This is a genomic window from Microcoleus sp. MOSTC5, from assembly GCF_036701825.1.
Lineage (GTDB): Bacteria > Cyanobacteriota > Cyanobacteriia > Cyanobacteriales > Microcoleaceae > Microcoleus > Microcoleus asticus.
Map to the genome: position 1 here is coordinate 1 of NZ_JAUBRK010000052.1, position 18371 is coordinate 18371.

Annotated in this window: 18 protein-coding genes; 4 read left to right on the plus strand and 14 right to left on the minus strand. The window is 46.3% G+C overall.

What is annotated here, in order from left to right:
• Positions 1-264 precede the first annotated feature (264 nt).
• From QUA54_RS24580 to QUA54_RS24590, 3 genes are all read right to left on the minus strand, one after another.
• Positions 265-870, minus strand: a complete 606-nt coding sequence (locus QUA54_RS24580; RefSeq protein ID WP_333416693.1) for a zf-HC2 domain-containing protein — start codon at positions 868-870, stop codon at positions 265-267.
• 140 nt (positions 871-1010) lie between these two features.
• Positions 1011-1670 (minus strand): sigma-70 family RNA polymerase sigma factor, encoded by a 660-nt coding sequence (locus QUA54_RS24585; RefSeq protein ID WP_172193044.1) that lies wholly within the window; start codon positions 1668-1670, stop codon positions 1011-1013.
• 107 nt (positions 1671-1777) lie between these two features.
• On the minus strand, positions 1778-2269 hold the full coding sequence (locus QUA54_RS24590; protein ID WP_190659969.1) for a molybdopterin synthase catalytic subunit: 492 nt from the start codon (positions 2267-2269) through the stop codon (positions 1778-1780).
• Between the two features lie 636 nt (positions 2270-2905).
• Here QUA54_RS24590 and QUA54_RS24595 point away from each other — a divergent pair.
• Positions 2906-3310, plus strand: a complete 405-nt coding sequence (locus QUA54_RS24595; protein ID WP_333416694.1) for an SH3 domain-containing protein — start codon at positions 2906-2908, stop codon at positions 3308-3310.
• A gap of 138 nt (positions 3311-3448) precedes the next feature.
• Here QUA54_RS24595 and QUA54_RS24600 read toward each other — a convergent pair whose 3' ends face one another.
• A complete protein-coding gene (locus QUA54_RS24600) occupies positions 3449-4429 on the minus strand; it encodes an aspartate carbamoyltransferase catalytic subunit (RefSeq protein ID WP_333416695.1) in 981 nt (326 codons plus the stop codon).
• Between the two features lie 639 nt (positions 4430-5068).
• Here QUA54_RS24600 and QUA54_RS24605 point away from each other — a divergent pair.
• Positions 5069-5287, plus strand: a complete 219-nt coding sequence (locus tag QUA54_RS24605; protein ID WP_006631282.1) for a DUF4327 family protein — start codon at positions 5069-5071, stop codon at positions 5285-5287.
• A 151-nt stretch (positions 5288-5438) separates the two neighbouring features.
• Here QUA54_RS24605 and QUA54_RS24610 read toward each other — a convergent pair whose 3' ends face one another.
• Together QUA54_RS24610 and QUA54_RS24615 are read right to left on the minus strand one after the other, a co-directional pair.
• Entirely contained in the window at positions 5439-6680 is a 1242-nt protein-coding gene (locus QUA54_RS24610) for a protein kinase domain-containing protein (RefSeq protein ID WP_333416696.1), read from the minus strand.
• A gap of 293 nt (positions 6681-6973) precedes the next feature.
• Positions 6974-7201: a hypothetical protein gene (locus tag QUA54_RS24615; protein ID WP_333416697.1), complete on the minus strand. Its 228-nt coding sequence runs from the start codon at positions 7199-7201 to the stop codon at positions 6974-6976.
• Positions 7202-7528: 327 nt separating this feature from the next.
• Here QUA54_RS24615 and QUA54_RS24620 point away from each other — a divergent pair, with 327 nt between their 5' ends.
• Positions 7529-8221 carry a PEP-CTERM sorting domain-containing protein gene (locus QUA54_RS24620; protein ID WP_333416698.1) on the plus strand — a complete coding sequence of 231 codons (693 nt, stop codon included), beginning with the start codon at positions 7529-7531 and terminating at the stop codon, positions 8219-8221.
• Here QUA54_RS24620 and QUA54_RS24625 read toward each other — a convergent pair.
• From QUA54_RS24625 to QUA54_RS24655, 7 genes are all read right to left on the minus strand, one after another.
• Entirely contained in the window at positions 8218-10515 is a 2298-nt protein-coding gene (locus tag QUA54_RS24625; protein WP_333416699.1) for a serine/threonine phosphatase, read from the minus strand. The genes QUA54_RS24620 and QUA54_RS24625 overlap by 4 nt on opposite strands.
• Before the next feature lie 475 nt (positions 10516-10990).
• On the minus strand, positions 10991-13546 hold the full coding sequence (locus QUA54_RS24630) for a DHH family phosphoesterase (RefSeq protein WP_333416700.1): 2556 nt from the start codon (positions 13544-13546) through the stop codon (positions 10991-10993).
• Between the two features lie 240 nt (positions 13547-13786).
• Entirely contained in the window at positions 13787-14602 is an 816-nt protein-coding gene (locus QUA54_RS24635; protein ID WP_333416701.1) for a PD-(D/E)XK nuclease family protein, read from the minus strand.
• Between the two features lie 152 nt (positions 14603-14754).
• Complete coding sequence (locus QUA54_RS24640; RefSeq protein WP_333416702.1) at positions 14755-15993, minus strand: GUN4 domain-containing protein; 1239 nt, start codon at positions 15991-15993, stop codon at positions 14755-14757.
• Between the two features lie 76 nt (positions 15994-16069).
• Positions 16070-16411, minus strand: coding sequence for a hypothetical protein (locus QUA54_RS24645; RefSeq protein ID WP_333416703.1), 342 nt, complete (start codon positions 16409-16411; stop codon positions 16070-16072).
• A gap of 49 nt (positions 16412-16460) precedes the next feature.
• A complete protein-coding gene (locus QUA54_RS24650; RefSeq protein ID WP_333416704.1) occupies positions 16461-16643 on the minus strand; it encodes a hypothetical protein in 183 nt (60 codons plus the stop codon).
• A gap of 330 nt (positions 16644-16973) precedes the next feature.
• Positions 16974-17201: a hypothetical protein gene (locus tag QUA54_RS24655; protein ID WP_333416705.1), complete on the minus strand. Its 228-nt coding sequence runs from the start codon at positions 17199-17201 to the stop codon at positions 16974-16976.
• Positions 17202-17365: 164 nt separating this feature from the next.
• On the opposite strand from QUA54_RS24655, the gene QUA54_RS24660 reads away from it, so the two are divergent.
• Complete coding sequence (locus QUA54_RS24660; RefSeq protein WP_333204661.1) at positions 17366-17605, plus strand: helix-turn-helix transcriptional regulator; 240 nt, start codon at positions 17366-17368, stop codon at positions 17603-17605.
• Between the two features lie 144 nt (positions 17606-17749).
• On the opposite strand, the gene QUA54_RS24665 is transcribed toward QUA54_RS24660, so the two are convergent.
• Positions 17750-18334, minus strand: coding sequence for a PAP/fibrillin family protein (locus QUA54_RS24665; protein WP_333204663.1), 585 nt, complete (start codon positions 18332-18334; stop codon positions 17750-17752).
• Positions 18335-18371: the final 37 nt, after the last annotated feature.

The window sequence follows — 18371 nt, forward strand, 5'->3', positions numbered from 1 at the left end:
AAAATGAAATGTCAAGTACATTGATATTCACTCATTTGTTTATTATACCTTGCTTGTGTTATTAAATTTTCATTCCTAAGTGCGATCGCCCGCTCTCATTCCACTAGCTACCTACTCCGATATTAAGATGCGATGCCCCACAATTCGGCATTCAAAGCCAGGAAAGCGTCCCAGGATATATCCAGCTTGAAAAACTGCCAAAAACGGCAAAAGCCCCCTTTTTTAGGGAGCTTAGCAACTTCAGTTATGCTCAAAACAGAAATCCTACTGCGCCTTTGGCAATGACTTTTGAGGGGTTGTTACACCAACTTTGGGAATCTCCATTATCGGTGCATTCACCCCAAGCATCAAATCGTTGGGATTAACAATCTCCACCAGAGGCTCGTTCAAAGCCACCATCAAACCGTCAGATTCAGCAGGAACGGGCGATCGAGCAAACTGGGGAGCAAACAATTGGCGGCCGCCACCGACACCCGACACCACCGCAATCAACAAAGCTGCGATCGCACCTCCGCCCAAAATCAAAGCCCGTTTCGGCTTGCGTTCCACCCGCTGCAAAACCTTCCCCGCCAACTCCTGTGCAGATTGTTCCGAAGCAGGCACCGGCATTGACTGAAAACCCCGCTGCATCATCAGCAGTCGCGAGTACAAACGTTTCGTAGTGGGGTCATTTGTCAGCCATTCCTCGACTTGGCGGCGTTCTGCAGCCGTCACTTCGCCGTCGAGGTAAGCACTCAGTAATTCAAAGCGATCGCGCATCATAGTAGTTACATTGCCCTGGGAATAATTGTTGTTAGCTTGAGTTTCAGCGAGTGAATCCCCGATACCTTGCTGATTCTGATTTTTATCCGATTCAAACTTATAATTCATATTTCACACTTGCTTTAATTGGGGGAAGGATGCCCTCGCTATTAGAATGATTTACTGCTTATTTATATTTTAAAAGAGAAGTTTTGATGTGACAGCAAACATCACCAAATCTTCTTGACCGGCCTCTAAAAGCACTATTGCTAATTACCATCGAGATATTTTTGCAATTCCAACTGCAATCTTTGGCGAGCTCTAGCAATTCTCGACTTGACAGTTCCCAGAGAAACTCCAGTCATTTCGGCTATTTCTTCATAGGCTAAACCTTCAATTTCTCTTAAAACAATTGTCGTGCGGAATACTTCCGGCAAATCTGCGATCGCCACCCGCAACTGCTCGTAAAATTCTCTAGTCGTCAAATCTTCATCAGGCCCCGGACTGTCGGCCGGAATTTCCCAATCAACCTCGCCATCTTCGAGAGTTCGGGGTACGTCCAGCGACAGCGGAGTTCGCACCCGTTTGCGCTTCCGCAACTCATCGTAAAACAAATTAGTGGCGATGCGGCTCAGCCAGCCCCGAAATTTAACAGGCTCTTGCAAGCGGTTAATATTGCGGTAGACCCGAATCCACACTTCCTGAGCCAAGTCTGCTCGGTCTTGCCAGTCAGGGGCCAAGTGATAGAGAACCCTGTCTACGTGGGACTGATACCGCTTCAACAGTTCTGAAAAGGCAGTGCTCTCAGGTCGATTTCCTTCCTGACAACGCAACACCAAGTCATAATTAGAGAGTTTTTCGGCTGGCAATTGCACTCTTTGAACGGTCGCCACAACCGCAGACCAGGACACGGAAATAAAGTCGCTCATCGGTGGAATTGGCTCATCGAACATTCCACATTTTTTGACGTTACCAGATCGTAACAAGTTCCCCTCTTCAATCTAGACTCTAAAATCTAAAATCTAAAATCGATTGACTAATGCCCAACAACTTCGCACGCTCCAATACTAACCCAACTACTAGAACCGTCGGCCCAATGTTCCTTTTTCCAAATCGGTACATTGTGTTTGAGCGTATCTATCGCGTACTGGCAAGCTGCAAAGGCCTCCCCCCGGTGGGGACAGCCAACAGCCACCAGTACGCTGATTTCCCCCACCTGCAAGTGTCCGACGCGGTGGTGAATGGCAACCCGATTCACATCTGCCCACTGGCGGCGGATTTCAGTAGCAATTTGCTGGAATACCCGCACTGCCATCGGTTCGTAGGCTTGATATTCTAGTGAAACTACAGCTTGACCGTCAGTTTGGTTGCGGACTGTACCGCTCATCATTACCACGGCTCCGTTCGCGGGGTCATCTGCCAAAGCGTATATTTCCTCTACAGACAACGGCGCTAAGGTAATGGCGAAGCTGTCTGATTCATGGCGTTGAGGAATTGTGCCGATCGAAAGTGCAGCGCTAGAGTTCATTGCGAAAGAAGTGGTGCTGGAGAACTCCATCGATCTTGACACAAATCAAGTCGCGATCGATTGATCTTGCATCTTTGTCAGGGAGACGGGGTGGCTAATCTTGAGGCAAATCTCGTAGCACGGGCGAGGGCGCTACGCCATCACCCCGAACTTTTGCACCAGTGCGATCGGCTACAATGTAACTCGCCCGAACCAAACTAATACCGTGCTTGAAGACGAGTAGGATGCTTGTTCGATCGAATTAACTGCCGATATTGCTGTAGCAATTCAATAAATAAGCACCAAAATAAGTAGTGTCATTCGCAACTCAGTACAAGCAATTTCCCACCCCAATCGATAACTTCGTTCCCTTTTTAATGACACAGTTAAGTTTAATTCTGCCCGGAGCTCCGATCCGCGTCTGCCAAATTTTTAGCAGCCGATGTAAACTTTATTTATTTTTTTGTTCCGGAAAGCTACATCAATGGCATGATATACCTGTGCAGGGTTCAGGAACATTAGCCAATACTCGGCAAAAGCAAGACCTTAACGCCCTTTTGTGGCTTTTATGAAACATAAGTTAATAAATTGGGCTGTCGATCGAGGTTTTGACCTGAGTCTGCATCAACAAATGTTAACAACAATCACGAGGAAACGATGGAATCACTAGCATTGAGCCACTCTTTTGTTGCTTATGAATCTCCAGAGTCCGAACTTCAAGTCAAGTCGTTAGACGAGCTGGGCTTGAAAATTCCTAATTCTGCATGGGTAGGCGTTGCAGGTATTGCAGTAGCTCTATCTGTTCTGAGCGTCACTGGCGAAGCGCAGGCAAGTTGCGGGTACTCCCGCTGCGGCAGCAAACACAGCCATCGCAGCCATAACAGCTACGCCGAAGTTGCAACCAACGGCGGCCGACTGAATATCCGCCACCGCCCCGATCGCTGTTCTCACGTGATCGGCAAGTTATATCCTGGAGACAATGTGAAATTGACCGGTCGTTACAGAAACGGCTGGGCACAACTCAAAGGCGGCGGCTGGGTGTCTGCGTCCTGGCTCTCCTAACTCTTAATTAGAGCACTTTACATTTCTAGAAAGAGTTTTAATCGTTACCCGGCTATACTGGGTAACGATTATTTTAAATATGCGATCGATACCTGAAAATAATCGAATATCCGAAATTCATGACTAACAACTAACAGCCTAAACTTTACCGCCGCCGATCAGATAAAGTAATGCCATCCGCACCGCCACGCCGCTGGTCACTTGCTGAGAAATCAGGCTAAACTGAGCATCGTCCATCAAATCCGAACTAATTTCCACGCCGCGGTTAACCGGGCCCGGGTGCAACACCTTCACATCCGGCTTGCAGAGTTTGAGCCGATCGCGCGTAATCCCGTACAAAGAATGATACTCTCGTAAGCTCGGCAGCAAATGCTCGCTCATCCGTTCCTTTTGCAGTCGCAAAGTCATCACAAAATCAGCATCGGTCAAAGCAGGTTCAAGATGCCAGTGCAAAAATAACTTGCCTTCCCTACCATCGCCACACTCAGCAAACAACAGCGGCAGCAAAGTCGGCGGCCCGGCCAAATGAACCTCTGCCCCAGAAGCCGTGAGACTCCAAATATTAGACCTAGCCACCCGCGAATGCAAGATATCCCCCACCACAGCAATTTTTTTGCCCGCTAAAAGTTCCAGCCGCGGACTTTCGGTATCTAACAGACAACAGATAGTAAATAAGTCTAGCAAACCTTGCGATGGGTGTTCGTGTTGACCGTCTCCTGCATTGAGAACGCTAACTCTCGAACCCAAGCGATCCATTTCCGAAGCAATCGTGCTGGGAACTCCAGCTTGTTCGTGCCGGATCACCATCAAATCCGTTCCCATCGCCAGATAAGTCTTAGCCGTATCCAGAATAGTCTCCCCCTTCGTCAGAGAAGAACTTCCCGGGGTAAAATTTAGCGTATCCGCCGACAGACGCTTCGCCGCCAACTCAAAACTATTGCGAGTCCGGGTAGAAGGTTCAAAAAACAAATTCGCGACCACTTGACCCTGCAGGGCCGGCACTTTCTTCGTGCGGCGGCCGAGCACCTCCCGAAAACTGGCTGCCGTTTGCAGCACCGTATCGTATTCGTCGGAGGTAAAATCAGCCAGAGTGAGAATGTGTCGCCTTGTCCAAGTCATACAATTTTAGATTTTAGATTTTAGATTTTAGATTGACTCAATCAGGACGGACGATGGGTTTGGAACTTGCTTGTACGCCCGGTCTGCTGTCGCCTTTGAATGTTCGATCGACCTGACGGGCATTCCGATCAACAGTATCCAACAAATTTTGACCGCGTTTGCGGTCAGTAGAGTTATAATTAGTTTATGCAGATCAGACCCCACTCTCACACCAAACCGAGCGTTAAAGGTGGAACAGGTACGGTTGAGCTGCCCCAAATCTGAAATTAGGCTTTCGCAAGCGTTCGAGCAGTAGTTGCAGTTTCTCGCTTTCCTGTACCTTGTCAAAAACAAGCCGAACGCAGCCCTTGCATCTGCCACTTGCGTGCAAACAATCGAGGCGGCAAACCTCCGACCGCCGATCGACAGCATATAGCGGGACATTTTAAAGATGATTAATTCTTTGAAGTCGGTCTTGACTCTTCAGTCCTGCTTATAGCCCCTTGTCAAAACGAACAGTGTTAAGATACAAGTTGAATATGTAGCTTCCCGACAAAAATCTACACGTATCTTGGCGAGACTGTTCTTGGCGAAACTGCGGTAAAAAGTGAGAGCTGGGAAGTGGTAATTACACAAGATTTAAACAATTCAAGAGGTATTATGAGCCAGCAGGTTATACAGCCGATGGTTAAGTTCCAGCGTCAGGTGCATTCTCTCGTCACGTCTGACATTATCAAGCCGACAGACAGCATTTGGAAAATTGCTCTGCTTTACGGCGACGAATGGCCGTACTGGAAACAGCAATTGCTAGAGTTTGATTTTTCTATGCAAGACCCCGTGAGCGAGTTGATAGCTGTAGAAGCTTGGGACGAGGAATAACAGAGGAGACGGAGGACTTGGCTGTCGGAGAGAAATTCCGAGGCGATCGGGTAAATTTTCTTTCATAAATTTCCGTTGCTAGCTTCTTCCCTCTTCCCTCTTCCTAATGGCTTCTGACCTTTGACTTTTGACTTTTGACTTCTGACTTCTATTAAAGGGAAGCGGCTAAAGCTCGAGCTAATTGTTGAGCAGTTTGAAAGCGATCCCCAGGCTTAGTTGCCGTGGTTCGCAAAATGGTTTCTCGCAGCTTGGGGGCGATGGTCGGAATATTTTCGAGCTTAAACCCGTAACCTCCAGCTATTTTCCCGTAAAAGTTTTGAGGGCTTTGGGCCGTCAGCAAAAAAATCAAAGTAGGCCCAATAGCATATAAATCCGACTGAGGTAGAGGCTGTCCCCGGTCTTGTTCTGGTGCGGTGTAGCCTTCAACGCCGATGCGAGTGCCCGGAGGAGTGCCGATTTCTTTAACGGCGCCAAAATCCAGCAGTGTAATGCAATTGTCGCGGTGGCGCACCAGCAAATTAGCAGGTTTAATATCCCGGTGGACGATCGGGGGCTTTTGAGAGTGAATGTAGTCCAAAACTTCACAGGTTTGGATCATCCACTCTATTGCTTGTTGGGGAGCAACAGGCCCGCGGTTATAGATGCGTTTTTCTAAATCCTCGCCGTGGAGCATTTCCATCACCAAGTATTTTTTGCCCCCTTCCACAAAAAAGTCAAAAAACTGAGGAATTCCCGGGTGGTGGAGGGCCTTGAGAGTTTTAGCTTCACGTTCAAACAGTTCTTGAGCTTTGGCGATTTGAGCCATATCAGCATTCATTTCCTTGAGAACTACCAGAGATGCTGCGGGGGCACTTCCGGGTTGTTGAGCTTTCGCTTTCTCTCGATCCCAAGCTAAAGTGGTTGTCCCCATACCGCCTTGGCCCAAAGTTCGCAGCACTTGGTAGTGGCGCACGGTGCGATCGACTTTAATCGGTTCGCCGCAGTGGATGCAGAATAAATTCCCCGGCGGGTTTCCCGCGTGGCTACACCTCGGGGCTGCGAAATTGACGGTGGGGTTCGCCTCAATTTTGCCGCCGAGTTCAATCGTAATAACTTGGAAATGCAGAATTGGGCCGCCCCGCGCCAACTGGATCAGAGCACCGTCGGATATCCAACCCTGAGACATGAGAATACCGTTAACCAAAGTGCCATTTGTCCCGGAATTGACTAAGTACCACTGACTGGACGTGCCGCTATTAACTCTTTGCAATTCCAGATGCTGCCGCGACACTAGAGCATTAGGGATGACAACGTGATTTTCTGGAGAGCGACCGATGCGAATAATGGATTCGCTCTGGAAACTCCACTGTTGCAGGGGGGTCTGTTTTTCTGGATCTAAAAGAGTCAGCAGCATTTTCGATTGATGTGGTTGAGATCCGTGATTTGGCAGGGCGGGCGATCGATAATTTACAGGTTTAGAGTATGGGGCATCAAGCAATTAAAATTTAAATATTAATAACAATACTCCGGACAGTTTTGGGAACGATACTACAAGCTTACGCGGGGCAAGGAGCATAAAAAAGTCGAATTAAATGTAAGTCAGGCGTGGAGCTGACATTGATTTAATTATCCACAGTGGCTCAAAGTCTTAGAACATAAGCCATTGGGTCCTATAAAAACTGTCCGGACTATTGTAATAACTAAACTTTAATAATTAATTAATAAATAATTGTAAGTTTTAAGTTGGATTTTTTCATGCTTAACAAGAAGCAACGAAGAACAGATACGCAGGGCAAACGCATCTAAATGGCCGGGAGAATAGTAGTAGTGTTTTGAGGAATAGCCACCGCTATCGGCAGTCAAATCTCTTTTCAATAAACTACAGCTATCGAGAATATTCGCAACAAGCACGGTAAAATTCCCGCTTGTTGACATGATGCGTTTGCCCTGAACAGATACGCTGATTCCCCTATGAGTTGGAGTCCTGAGTTTTATGAAATCTTTATAAGATCGTAATTTTAATTAAAGATTCCGTAAACATTTGAGTTTCGGATTTTTATGGAGCGGTATTCATCTGTAAGATTACTGATAAGTAAGTCAACCTGATTAAACGTAAGACAACTTTGTTCTCTGAGAGTCCAGACTTCTTTAAAAAGTAGGTTTTGGGTATTCGGTTTTTTGATGTTGAGCTACTCAACCCTAGGGAGTTGAAAAGCAAAACCCCTCGATTTCACACTTGACAATACAAACATGAGGTTAACAATGGCTAAGATTTTAGGTAAATTTGCTGTAGCTGTGACACTTACTGTTCTGGGATTGGCGTTGACTGGGGTCAAATCAGCACAGGCTGCCTCACTTAATTTTAGTTTAAGTTTTTTTGACTCGACTGACTCTCTAGTAGGCGAAGGAGCCTTCAGCTATGATGACTCGATTCCTTATCAAGAGACTATTTTGTCTAGCTTCTCATTGCCGCCCCTAGAAATTAAAGCTACAAATCAATGGTTTGCGCTCACAAGCTTTTCTGCAACCATATTGGGGAAGTCGTGGAATTTGTCTCAAGCCACAACAGGGGACAGGGGTGAATTGCTTTCTCCTTTGCTGTGGGCACCGCTCGATCCCATCAAAACACGAGTTGTCTATAATGCTTATCCGGGCGCTAATATTATCCCTAGATTAGCAGAGCAATGGGCTTTTGGTAATTATCGCACTTTGCCAGCTTTGGGAATATTTGGCAATAGTTCGGGTACAGAGGGAAACAGAATGAGTTGGAGACAATCAGCTTACGGGCAATCCAACGGACTATCGACAAACGGCGGATATGTGATAGCACAAGAAGTCAAACCATACCCTGAAAACTCAGAGGCTGTTCCCGAACCTGCAACAATGGCAGGTTTAACTCTGGCGGCCGCTGGCTTGGGGGCGGCCAAGAGAAAGTTTGCAGCATCGAAAGTCTAAAATCGAAATGCGCCTACCTGGGCCCGAATGATAATTGCCGTGATATTGTCGTGACCGTTGCGTTTGTTGCCGAGTTCAATCAACTCGGCAACTCCCTGGTCGAGATCGGCTTGGGGATTGAAGAGGGGTTCGAGAGTGTTCTGCCAGTGAGTTTCCAACAAATCATTATCTGTCAGGCCGTCGGAAGCCAAAATTAATAAGGTATCTTCGCACAAGTCTAAAAACTGCACCTCAGGCTTGATAAAATTACTGTCTCGCGGGCCGATGGCTTGAGTTAGTTGATAGGCGTCGGGACGGGCATAAGCAGTTTCCGGGTCAACCCCGCGCTTAATTTCGCGCTGCCCTACTTCGTGGTCTGAGGTGATTTTTTCTAGGGTTTGTCCCTTTCTCAGTCGGTAGAGGCGGCTGTCGCCGACGTGGGCAACGGCGAATTGGGTGTCTTGAACTAAGACTGCGACTAGAGTTGTACCCATGCGGGCGCTGCCGGAGCGTCCGTCCTTTTGATTGATTTCAAAGATGGCTTTGTTGGCTAGCAGCACTCCCTCGCGAATGGTGTCTGCCGGAGGAAGTTGATTTTCCCAAGTGCTTTGAAAGAATTCTCTGAGGGTTTCAGCGGCTAGTTGACTGGCTATTTCTCCGCTGTCGTGTCCGCCCATGCCGTCGCAGAGAATGTAAAGCCCTTTGGTTTGAAAGATGCGACCGAAGGAGCTTTCGAGTTTGTTGAGCTGAGTCCAGATGCTGAAGAAGTCTTCGTTGTGGTCGCGCGTGCGGCCAACATCGGTGAGGCCTGCGTCTTCTAAGCTGTAAATCTGGAGTGGCATGGGCTGGGTTAAGACCTCGCCAACGTCGGGGGAGGAATCGTCGAGGCTGCGGTAATGCCTGCGCGTCGGGGTTGAGCTTGGTGAAGGTGCGGATTGGAGTTCGAGGGGAACAGTTTCTAGGCGCGATCGCAATTCTTCGATTGTGTTAATCTCGCCTCTGTACATTTGTTGCAGCAGTTCGAGCAATGCGCCACACTGAGTGCGATCTGACTGGCTAAATATTACCTGCCACAGTTGCCCCAAATCTACCAGTTGCAGGTTTGAGCCGGCGGGTTCGGGATAGAGGTATTGCAGCCGCAAAGAAGCCAAGGAAAAGGAAGAGTCGGGGTTGACTCGTAAATTTGTCAGTTCCAACAAGCTTTGCCGACAGCGCCAGGGTTCCAGGGCAGCCCACAGTTCTGTCATTTCGTGCAGCCAGTATAAAATTTGCTGGGTGGAAGTTTCGGGTTGATTCCACCGTTCTACCAGCAGAGGCCATTGAGAGCAGTCTTCTAGCAGCAGCACAGCCTGTTCGTTGTCTGACCAGCTATCGTGAAGGACTGGCAGGTTTTGAGAGAATTGCCACCGGAGTGCCAGATAAGGTTCAGCTATGCCTTGGCAAAGCTCTGCTAAGGCGGTATTTGTCGAATTTTCTCCGCGGATTGCTGGGGTGTAGGGGGACGTTCGTCTGGCGACGCTGGCAGAGTTGGCTGCTAGCATGGCTTTGAGGGGTGACATTTCCAGCGGCTGACAGTCCAATACTGTTACTGCTACTGTGTCTGAGAGTTTTCTCGGCGGCACTGTTTCTAGGAGTTGGTAGCGCTGCTGGGCGTCTAAATAAGCTCCTGCTTGCTGGGAAGGGATTAAATATTCTGAATTGGGGGCGGGGAATTCTGGAGATTGGGGAGAGATGTCAGCCATGTTTGGGCTGTCGGGGTTCTCTGTTGCTTCGTGGATTTGTTTAGGCTGTGGTGCTGTTGTAAAATTGCGCTCGGATGGGGTTATTTCGCGCTCTGGTGCTGTATTAGAGCATTTTTCGGTTGTTGGAAAGGAGGCTGGTGCGATCGCCCCCACGGCTACCACAGCGTCCATTTCTGCGCTGCTGAATTCGCCGTCGCTTGGCTGTGGAGAAGTTGGTGCGACTGCTGTTCGCGGTTCGGCTGAGGTGGTTATGTCTGTTTTAATCGCGTCTGTGATGGGTTCAGGAGAGTTTTGGGGCGATGCGATTCCTGGAACTATGTCTGGTTTTTGCGGAAACTCGGCTGGGGGTAGGGTTGACTCGTCTGGCTCGACTGCTGGAAAATTCGATCGACCGCAGATAATGGCCCGCCACACTTGACCTGTTGTGACGCCGCAATTCTGACATTGTTTGGCGCTAAAAGCGACTTGGGCACCGCATTCGTGGCAAGGTTTGTAAATTAGGGAAGTTCCGCATTGTTGACAAAACTTGTTTGGAGCGGGATTTTCAAATTGGCAGCGGGGACAGAGGAGCATAGGGGTTTTAAATTGGAGATTGGCTATAGAGTTTGGCGGTGGGGAGTTTTAGGTTTTGGCCTGTGAGTTAGGAGTTATGAGTTTTGGGCCTGACTCGCAACGCATAACTCTCATGGCCGTATGCCTTATTTTATCGGGATGAATTGAGAACTAAGATATTTCTTAGAACTGAGATGTTGCATCCGTGTCAGGAATAGACCCAAAAGCCAGATCCGCAAAAACCTCTCTCGCTTCGCCAAAAAGCCCGCCCCACTGGCGGCAAGAGCGTGCGGGCCCGACAAGAAAAGTTATCTCATGAGTGGAACTGGCATCCTGCCTATGCTTAACAATGGTGGCAGATATCAGTTAAAACTCATAGGTTTTACCATTCTCTATAATTTTTTCAGGGCGGGCTCGCGTGCCCACGCCACAAGAAAATTCATCTGTTGTGGAACAGGCCCGACGGTCTGTTCTCAAGAATGGTGCTAGATATCAGTTAAAAGGGATTTGCTGTAGAATCTTCTTGGAAAACGGTTTCTCGGGCGATCGATTGAATGGTGGAGAGGGGTACTTCACAGAAATATTTCCGCCGGAATTGTTCTTCAGAGACTGCTGCTAGGAATTGCGCTGCAAAACGGGCGGCGATGGGGGAATTTGGCACTGAGAATTGAAGGGATTGGCTATCTAATAACGGTTGGGGGATTTGATATGGCGCGTCTTGCTGCTGTGCGGTTTCGGATTGTCTCGCGATGTGGAAAGCTCGATCGCGATAATTGATTTGGAAACCGAGATATGTTAGGGTTTTGAACCCCAGTTGCAGCGATGTGTCGCTGATGCCGAGTTTTTGGCGGAGTTGGTGTCTGGTGACGGGTTTTTTGGTGCGGCTGAGGTATTTGGCGATGCCGATTAGCTGTTGGCAGATTTGTTGTGGGGGTACGAGTGGGGGTAATGTGTAGGCGATCGCGAGTTTTTTCTGAGTGTGCTGTGCTTGGCGAAACCAGATCCGCAGTTCGTCCCAGCTTGCGGGGCATTCTTTGAGGACGATCGAGTTTTCGCGATCGACCTTTTCGGAATTGTAAACTAGATTGTCGATCGGCATTTGAGATTCTAAGTTTGTGCTGGCTGCTACCAACTCTTCATCATTATTTCTATTGCGCCAGTCTACGATCCAATCTATTTTAGTCTGGGAATTGATTTGGTTTTCTTCCGTGCGTTCCCGCACTGCTACGAGGCGCACTTCATACCGCGATTTGTAAGTATTAAAATCGAGTTCCACGGTGACATCGCAGCGGCATTGGGGAACTTCGTTTTGATTGTGTCCCCACCAAATGCCGGGAAATCCCGTATCGCTAGATTCATCCCTAATTGTAAATTCTGTTTTGATATATTCTACTTTTTGTCCTTTCAAATCCTTGATTTTTTGATTCCATAGATTGTCAAACCAGCAGTTTTCAATCAGCAATTTGGGGGCGGGGTTGCCCATACCGCAAGGTTCGAGCAATTTTAGTTCTTGAAATAAGTCTTTGCCTAATTCGGAGACAGTAATTTTTAGGTCGGCTTGAACGGGGGCGGCTGTTAAACTATCTGTACTGTATTGTTGCCGCAGTTGCTGATTTACTCCATCGGTAAATAGCGGGATATTTTCAACGGGGAGACTTAATCCGGCAGCGAAGGGATGACCGCCAAATCTGTGCAATAAATGCGCTTGGCCTTTGACTAATTGGTAAAGGTCGATTTGATTGGCTGAACGCGCCGAACCCCTGGCAATTTTGGATGGAGAAAGTTTTTGTGATTCTGGATCTAAGAAAGAGGTAAATTGCGTTTCCTGGGAATTTTCGTTAATTTCTTCGCTGCCTTCTGTGCTGAATAAAATCACGGGGCGGCCGTATTCTTGGGCGATTTGTCCTGCTACTAATCCTAATACACCTACGGGCCATTGGGGGTCGCTGAGGACGATGACGCTAGTAGTTGAAAGGTCGAGTTTGGCTAATTTGTTTGCGGCATCTTTGGCAACATCTTTTTGTAAAGATTTGCGCCGGGAGTTGGCAATTTCGGTTAAATTTGCTAGTTCTTCGCAGCGTTTTTTATCGCGGCTGGTGAGGAGTTCTACGCAGAAGCTGGCGTCGCCTTGAATGCGGCTGACTGCGTTGATTCGGGGGCCGAGCCCGAAGGAAATGTCGGTTGGGCGATCGCCCGATCTTTTGCACAGTTCGAGCAATTTTGCAACTCCCGGGCGGGTGGGATTTGCGAGTTGTTTTTGCAGTTGTTCGATTCCGAGTTGTGCTAGGTAGCGGCAGTCTCCTGTGAGTTGGACTAAATCGGCAATTAAGCCGATCGCTACTAATTCTAATAAATCTGTGAGCGGGCGCTGTGGAATATCCGGTAAGGTGTGATATAATGCTTCAACTAATTTGTAAGCTACTCCCACTCCTGAAAGGTTAAATAGTTGGTGGTTGGGGGGAAAGTAGCGGGGATTGATAATGGCTGTAGTTGGTGGGCGATCGTCTGGTAATGTATGATGGTCGGTGATAATTGTATCGATGTTTAAGCTGGTGGCATATTCGATTTCGGCGATGTTTGTACTGCCTGTATCGCAGGTAATAATTAAGCTAATTCCCGATTTTGCTAAGGCGTCTATTCCCGGAACATTGAGTCCGTGAGATTCGGTTAAGCGGTTGGGAATGTAATAAGTTAGTTGGTCGTTTTGAGCAAAAAATTCTCCCAGTCCGTCCCAAAGTACCGAAGTTGAGGTAATGCCGTCGGCGTCAAAATCTCCCCAAATTGCGACTTTTTCTCCGCTATTTCTTGCTTGCTGGATTCTTGCGATCGCCCAGTTCATTTCTAGTCCGAATTCAAAGGGACTTGCTGGTTGGTAAAGTTTGGGATTTAAGAAACCGGGTATTTGTTCGGGGTTTTGAATTCCTCTATACCAGAGAAGTGCAGCGGCATAGTTTCCGGGGAGTTCTGGTGCATGGTTTCTGACAGCTTGGATCAGCCAAGCTGGGGGTTGGGGTAAGAGTTGATTTTGCCAGTGTTGAGGGGTTTCTGTCATTCGATTTTAGATTTTAGATTTTAGATTTTAGATTTTAGATTTTGACCACAGATGAATCTAGGGGCTTGTTTGTATGTTAAATAAGACTTACGCGAGTAACTTGTTCCCAGGAAGAGCCTGGGAACTCATTTCCAGAGGAAGAGCCTCGCTTACGATGGGAAAATTGGAGGCTATGCCTCCGTATTTGCGTTACCAGGCAGAGCCTAGTAACGAGTAAAATTTGGGGGGTTTGTTTATATATTAAATAAATATTTCGTCTATTATAGCAAGATTTGGCAGCCAATCTGTGGGAGTTTCTGCCGGAACATTTTGTGAGGAAGCTTTGATTTCTGGTGTGCGGTTGCAGCGAGTGGCAAATTGACAGGAATCGCAAAGATTGGAAGTAATTTCTACTTGAGGTAAGAATTCGCCACCTTCGGTATAGCGCTGTCGCCAGTCGGTTAGCTGCTGCAATAGGTGGGTTAAATCTTGTTTTGTGCGATCGTGTTCTGTTTGGCTGTAAGAAAACGTGAGTTTTTGCGGCGGTTCTTCTCCTTGCAATTGTACGAACCAGTATGTCATGGAAACTTGTTCGGGGGAATAGTCGCTGGTTTCTACTAAGACGTATAAATAGAGGCGAGTTTGCCAACTTTCGGCTATCCATTTTGATTTTTGAGGGCGGGGATAGGTTTTCCAGTCGAGAATTTGGGCGGCGTTTGGTTCGGCTATTAGCAAGTCATAGATAACGGTGAATAGGTAGTCTTGGAAAATTAGGGTGCGGGGGTGTTCGGCTTGGCGAAAAACTCGCTCGCTATTTTCTGAATCAGCGAAAAGTTCGGGTGCGGTGTTGATAAATGCTGCCACACAGCGTCCAAGTTCGGGGTCTTGTTGGATGATAAATTCAATGGGAAGTCCGAGTTCTCGCTGCTGCATTAATAGGTGAAAGTGGCTTCCCCATGTGAGTTTTTCTTTGTGTTCTGGGGAGGCGGTGGTGGCGAGTAGTTCGAGGTAGCTGTGTTGGAATTTGCGGGGGCATTCTTCGAGGATTTTGAGTTGGGTTTGGGAGAGTCGGAGCATTTTTATTCAGGATATTACGGCTGGGATTGATGAGGGGATAATTTGAGAATTGCGTTTTTGGATGAGATTGCGATCGCACTTCAGTTAGATTTTTTGGATGAAAGGGCGATCTTAGTTTACTTACCCAATATCGAATAATTTTATTGTTTCACCTACGAGTAATATTGACGCTTCATAAAAACACGAAAAATTGATTGATCGCAGTCACATTTTTTAGAATGTTTATCTAACATAACTTTGATGGGAAGGTGTCCAGGTGGAGCTGTTAGAGAGTATTTAATATCAGAGTAATATATCCAATCACCCTTCACGTACCAGCCCACACGCTCATCAAACTCCTTACAACCCCGACCATGAAAGATTGTAGGTTCAGGCTCAGTACGAACAATGCTTTCCCAAATCCGCTTTTGTACGCTAAAGCCAAAGCGTCCCTTGCTATGTTCTAGCCAGAGTTTATTTATATTTCTGAGTTCTGTACCAGGTAAAATTTCAATATCTTTGCCCGATAAGCAGTTGTTATAAAAAGCCCTTAATTTGTTCCCAAATTCTGATAGATTAATATTTTCTGATGGTGGTTCTACTTTTTCCCTACCTAATAGTTTGAATATCATTTTCTCTGTTTCCTCATCGGCTTCTTTCCATCTCCTAGCTTGGAGCAAACTATCTAACTTAGAATACATTCCACCGACCACTTCAATAGATTTAGCAGACGAAGTATATGGAGAAGCAGCAGCATATTTAATAACTTCTCTAGCTGCATCAGCTTCATTATTTATTTGAGGAGACGTATGATTTAAAGACTTTGCCCACTTAACTACTCTTTTTTTGACTTTCGGGTTACTGCGGGCTTTTTCTTCTAAATCTTTGGCTACTTGATCCTCAGCTTTATCCGCACTATATCCCTGATTTTTAAGTTGATTTACAACCTCGCGAAACTCTGCGACGACATCAGATAATTCTTGATTGGTGTTAATGTAACAACCTTGTATTACTATATAGTCTCCCTGGATATAGTTGCCATGAATAGATTCGTTATAATTACCAAAACCCATGTGAATATTGCGCTCGCCTGTTTTGCTATTGTCTTCTAAATTGACTCGGGATTCTTGAGGAGTAGTAGCACCTAAATCCCATAACACTTTAGAAAATCCCAATATTATAACGCTAACTATCAACCTAGTTAGAGTCATAACGCCCGTGCCAACAATCACAACACTTATTAGTCCAACTAATACGCTAAAGAAGTAATATCGTTGCTTTTTACTTCCTGGTAGCCTAGATATTAAAATACTGAATTTTTTAAATACTTGTCTTATTTTACCTGTCATTAATTTAGCGAAATAAGCTGTTTTGCATTTAGTTGTAACCTTTTGGGCGGGCAGGATGCCCACCCTACAAGAGTTTGAATAAACAGGGCTGTCTAGATTAAATGCGCGACAGCTTATCAGTCATTCAAAGAGGAACACCTTAGAATCCTAGTGCTAGTTTGACTACGCCTACCACTGCTTCACCAATCAGACCATTGGCAGCAGCATCAAGTACATACTGTCTCCACTTGACTAAGTAGCTACTAAATTGAGAATCATTATTAGCCTGAGATACTAAGTCACTAGCGACTTTCTGCTGAGCATCCTGTGGAGTGTATCCCTGTCTTTGAAGTTGAATTAATAATTGTTGAATTTGATCCGTTACTTGAGAGAAATCCTGACCCGTATTTATGAAATTGCCTTGTATATAATTGCCTTGGATTGATTCGTTATAGTTCCCCGAGTTACCCGAACCCATATAAATGTTGCGCTCGCCAGCCATATCTATGTCTCCTTAAATTTGATAACTGTGAATAGATTATTAGAAAGGATTATACTTGATTTCTAAAAATTACGCCACCATTGTAGCTATAATCTTTCTCGTAGTCAATAATACCGAACAATTCTAATACTTTTAGTTGTTTTATTATTGCAGCTTTAACGGCAGGATGAATCAAGTATTCAGGACTTCGAGTGCGTTCAATATAAGTATTTATTTCTTCCTGGTTATCCAAATAAAAGCTCAGCGCGTCAAAAGATATATTTTTATTATATGTTAGGATTTAGGCTAGAACCGTGTAAAAAATTAAGAGCGATCGCACTTTTCCCCACGCCCATTTACAAACTCCGAATTTGTTGAGCAAACCACATCGCCGCAGTCCCATTTCCCTGACCCAAAAGTTTTAAAGTCTGCGACAGTCAATCAATTGGCAATCCCTCAATCGCCACAGAAAAATCGCATTTCTGATATAGCAATTCTGTATGAATTGTGAATAACTTGCAGGATTAAACCCCCGTGTCTACCTTACTCTTAGAGGGGCAACCACGGGGGTTTAATCCTACTTTTAGTCTGCTGGTTGCAAGTCAAAAACTACCACAAGCGTTGCTTGAGGCATGAGTTGACGCAGACACAGCAAGTGTCCGTCAGCATCCGATCGACTGCGAAATCGCCCCACAATCGCCCGCTGCATACTGGGCATGAGTTTGGCGATCGCCCAAGGGTAAAGGCGTTTTTGGTACGCGATCGCCCGAGGATTCGCGGAGAATCCCTGTTGATAACCGTTTTGTGGCATGATGGTTTAGTATCCTCTATGGACTACAGGAAAGGGCGTTAGTAAGTCTCTTGCCGGAAATCGACTAACGCCTCTACTACTATGATTAAACACCAAATCGGTCATATCCGTCAACTATTCACGGTAAAACTTAACGTTTTGTCCATCAAAAGGTTCTGTCAGCTATGGATCTGAGAGCCTTAAGAGAACGTGCGGGGCTGAAAATTATAGATGTAGCACATATACTAGAATGTGCGGAATCTTCAATTCGCAACTGGGAAAAGGGTCGAACATTGCCAAAAATGGAAGTTTGGCAAGTATTCCGAATGCGGGACTTGTATCGATGTACCGAAGCGGAGTTAGTGCTAGCTGTCAGAAAGTCAATGCCGACGGAAAAAAAAGAACAGGAAAAACCGACGGAGTAACAATACTGATGAAGTCTTGAATTGTTTGCAAAAGTGATATATTTTTGATTTGTAACCGCAGATGAACGCTGATCAATGCGGATGAAGGAAAGATAAATTGAGTATGAGTTAAGGGGCGATCGCTCTTAATCACACATCACAAAATCACTCTTTTGTCAACACAAAGACACTTCCTTCATTCCCGCGCCCGATCCGCAAATCGCTATCCAAATAAGTAATATCCAGCCATCCCTGCTGTTCGCGACTATCGAACCCAAAATCTACAGCAGCGAACTTTTTACCCAACTCAATCTCATTGATAAACTGGACTGGAGATTCATAGCCAATCAACCTGCTTAAACCGAAAATTGACCGTTCAAACTTCACCTGCACTCGCCGTTCCGAAGTGGCCTCAAATGTCGCCGCCACGCTGACAATTCCTTCTAAGTAAGGCAAGCCGTAAAGTTCGGCAATATTGTAAATTTTAGATTCTTTGACGCGGATAGATTGATAAATTGAACCCAATTTCACCAAAGGAAAACCGTCAAGATTCAGCAGTGCGCTGCTGGTGGTGTACAATAACCGCCAATCGCCATTTAAAAGCTCTGCGGCTTCCACAGGGCGTGGTGTGGGGTTGTAATCTTCCAATTGGGCGATCGCGCTTAAAATCGCTTGTTTGTCGCTAGCCGTCGCCAGCAAACCGCGATTCTTGCCAGCTATTATCTCTAAGAGTGCAGATTTTCTAAGCATAGTTTTTTAGGAAGAGACATCAATCAGGAAAATTTTT

What these genes read in the sequence shown, in the direction of transcription:
- QUA54_RS24665 (WP_333204663.1), bottom strand. Translation starts at nt 18,334, where the DNA reads ATGCTTAGAAAATCTGCACTCTTAGAGATAATAGCTGGCAAGAATCGC.
- QUA54_RS24645 (WP_333416703.1), bottom strand. Translation starts at nt 16,411, where the DNA reads ATGGCTGGCGAGCGCAACATTTATATGGGTTCGGGTAACTCGGGGAAC.
- QUA54_RS24590 (WP_190659969.1), bottom strand. Translation starts at nt 2,269, where the DNA reads ATGAACTCTAGCGCTGCACTTTCGATCGGCACAATTCCTCAACGCCAT.
- QUA54_RS24600 (WP_333416695.1), bottom strand. Translation starts at nt 4,429, where the DNA reads ATGACTTGGACAAGGCGACACATTCTCACTCTGGCTGATTTTACCTCC.
- QUA54_RS24595 (WP_333416694.1), top strand. Translation starts at nt 2,906, where the DNA reads ATGGAATCACTAGCATTGAGCCACTCTTTTGTTGCTTATGAATCTCCA.
- QUA54_RS24620 (WP_333416698.1), top strand. Translation starts at nt 7,529, where the DNA reads ATGGCTAAGATTTTAGGTAAATTTGCTGTAGCTGTGACACTTACTGTT.
- QUA54_RS24580 (WP_333416693.1), bottom strand. Translation starts at nt 870, where the DNA reads ATGAATTATAAGTTTGAATCGGATAAAAATCAGAATCAGCAAGGTATC.
- QUA54_RS24630 (WP_333416700.1), bottom strand. Translation starts at nt 13,546, where the DNA reads ATGACAGAAACCCCTCAACACTGGCAAAATCAACTCTTACCCCAACCC.
- QUA54_RS24625 (WP_333416699.1), bottom strand. Translation starts at nt 10,515, where the DNA reads ATGCTCCTCTGTCCCCGCTGCCAATTTGAAAATCCCGCTCCAAACAAG.
- QUA54_RS24585 (WP_172193044.1), bottom strand. Translation starts at nt 1,670, where the DNA reads ATGAGCGACTTTATTTCCGTGTCCTGGTCTGCGGTTGTGGCGACCGTT.
- QUA54_RS24635 (WP_333416701.1), bottom strand. Translation starts at nt 14,602, where the DNA reads ATGCTCCGACTCTCCCAAACCCAACTCAAAATCCTCGAAGAATGCCCC.
- QUA54_RS24615 (WP_333416697.1), bottom strand. Translation starts at nt 7,201, where the DNA reads ATGTCAACAAGCGGGAATTTTACCGTGCTTGTTGCGAATATTCTCGAT.
- QUA54_RS24655 (WP_333416705.1), bottom strand. Translation starts at nt 17,201, where the DNA reads ATGCCACAAAACGGTTATCAACAGGGATTCTCCGCGAATCCTCGGGCG.
- QUA54_RS24660 (WP_333204661.1), top strand. Translation starts at nt 17,366, where the DNA reads ATGGATCTGAGAGCCTTAAGAGAACGTGCGGGGCTGAAAATTATAGAT.
- QUA54_RS24605 (WP_006631282.1), top strand. Translation starts at nt 5,069, where the DNA reads ATGAGCCAGCAGGTTATACAGCCGATGGTTAAGTTCCAGCGTCAGGTG.
- QUA54_RS24610 (WP_333416696.1), bottom strand. Translation starts at nt 6,680, where the DNA reads ATGCTGCTGACTCTTTTAGATCCAGAAAAACAGACCCCCCTGCAACAG.